We start from the raw sequence: 2,229 nt of genomic DNA on the forward strand, positions 1-2,229 counted from the left end.
TTGCATTCGCCTTAATTTAGGATCAAATTTAAGATTGTACTTTTTAAGAAAAATATGTCTATACAATTTGCCCCAAGGCACACCAATAGCCGTTACAAAATCATCGCTTTGACCATGTGTAGCATCCATAAGCTGAAGATAAAGATCAGTTTTATCTGAGTTAAAAAGTCGATCACCTTCAAAAAAGCTATCTTTCTTTTTATAGTTACCATCAAATCCATAGCAACCACTCGCAACAATATCAATTTTGGAAGAAACATTAACTAACAAATCTTCAACAATTTTTTTATCTAATATATCATCTGGATCTACAAACATAATCCATTCACCATTAGCTAATTCTAATCCTCTATTTCGTGCTACTGAAACACCTGAATTAGATTGAGTAGTTATGCTAATTCTATTGTCAGTATCTTTTATCTTTTCACATAACTCCCAACTTTTATCTTTTGAACCATCATTTACAAGAATAATTTGCAAATTCTTATAAGTTTGATTGGTAATAGAGGCAATACACTCTTCTAAATATTTTTCTGCATTATATATTGGGACTATTATTGATACTTTTTCCTTATTTGTGACCATCTTAATTTTTGTTAAACTCTTTACTTACACTATCTAAAGCAGCTGCAATTACTTGATCCATATTATAGTACTTGTATTGACCTAAACGACCGCCAAAAATGACTTTATCGCTTTCTTTTTCAGCTAAGTCTCTGTATTGTTCATACAAAGTATTATTTCTTTCATTGTTAACTGGGTAATATGGTTCATCTCCACGTTTCCAATCAGCAGGATATTCACGAGTGATAATAGTCTTGTCTTTATCACCCTTACCAAATTCAAAATGCTTGTGTTCAATTACACGTGTATATGGAGTCTCTGCATCAGTATAGTTAATTACTGCATTACCTTGATAATTATCTACATCTTTTTCTTCAGTCTCAAAACGAAGAGAACGATATTCAAGTTCGCCTAACTTATAATTAAAGAACTTATCAATCATGCCAGTGTAGACAATCTTATCAAAGTTCTTTAAATATTCATCCTTTTTATCAAAGAAATCAGTATTTAACTCAACTTCAATGTTTTCATTATTAAGCATTTTTTCTACTATTTGGGTGTAACCACCTTTAGGAATTCCTTGATAATTATCATTAAAGTAATTATTATCATAAGTTAAACGAACTGGAAGTCTTTTAATAATAAATGCTGGCAATTCTGTAGCTTTTCTGCCCCATTGTTTTTCTGTATATCCCTTAATTAGTTTTTCGTAAATATCACGACCAATTAAGGAAATTGCTTGTTCTTCAAGATTTTGTGGTTCTTTACCAGCCATTTCTTGACGTTGTTCGTTAATTTTATCCATAGCTTCTTGTGGAGTTCTTACTCCCCACATTTCACTAAAAGTATTCATATTAAATGGTAAATTGTACATCTTACCGTAATAATTTGCCACAGGACTGTTAGTATAACGATTAAATTCAGCAAATTGTTGTACATAGTCCCAAACTTCTTTATTTGATGTATGGAAAATATGAGCTCCGTATTGATGAACTTGAATGCCATCAACTTCTTTAGTATAAATATTACCTGCTACATTATCTCTTTGTTCAACTACGGTAACTTTATTACCACGTTTTGCTGCTTCATGAGCAAATACTGCTCCAAACAAACCTGATCCAACTACTAAATAATTCATAAAATCTCCTTCTCCATTATTTTCTAAATAAATCAAATGCATGACTATTGACTCTATCTTCAAGAGATGGCAATTTTCTCCAATCCCCATATTGCATTGTTAAATACTTCTCGTACTCACTTATTGCACAAAATTTGTGCCCTTCGAATTCTAATTCAGCTAGATTATCAAACCATTCAACAGGAATTTTTTTTCTAAAAACTTCTTTTGAAGTATCGCACATACAATTTCCAATAGTTTCGCTTAAGTAATTTGTAGCGGGTAGCTCATCTAATTTATCAATAGATTTTATCATTTTATCTCTCATTCTATTTCTATCTAAATAAATCAGAGATCTAATTCCACTTTTAATTTTGTTTTCTTTAAATCTACGATTTCCAATAAATAAAAGTCTGTAGTAGAGTCTTAGCTTTCTTATATATTTTAAATACAATTTACTATTTGCTGGAACATTATTTAAAGGAAAAATATCAACCCAAGCTCCGCCTTTGTCTTTATTCATCTTAAAATCAGCAATAGTATGGTTA

At 30.5% G+C, this 2,229-nt stretch carries 3 protein-coding genes; all 3 read right to left on the reverse strand.

What is annotated here, in order from left to right:
* The coding region (locus CP368_RS09690) for a glycosyltransferase (RefSeq protein ID WP_143468326.1) at positions 1 to 585 on the reverse strand (585 nt) is incomplete at its 3' end.
* A 1-nt stretch (position 586) separates the two neighbouring features.
* Complete coding sequence (gene glf / locus CP368_RS09695) at positions 587 to 1,702, reverse strand: UDP-galactopyranose mutase (protein WP_098046042.1); 1,116 nt, start codon at positions 1,700 to 1,702, stop codon at positions 587 to 589.
* A gap of 16 nt (positions 1,703 to 1,718) precedes the next feature.
* On the reverse strand, positions 1,719 to 2,229 hold a 511-nt coding region (locus CP368_RS09700; protein WP_143468327.1), incomplete at its 5' end, for a LicD family protein.

This window comes from Lactobacillus sp. UMNPBX17 (assembly GCF_002553735.1).
GTDB classification, from domain to species: Bacteria; Bacillota; Bacilli; order Lactobacillales; family Lactobacillaceae; genus Lactobacillus; species Lactobacillus gallinarum.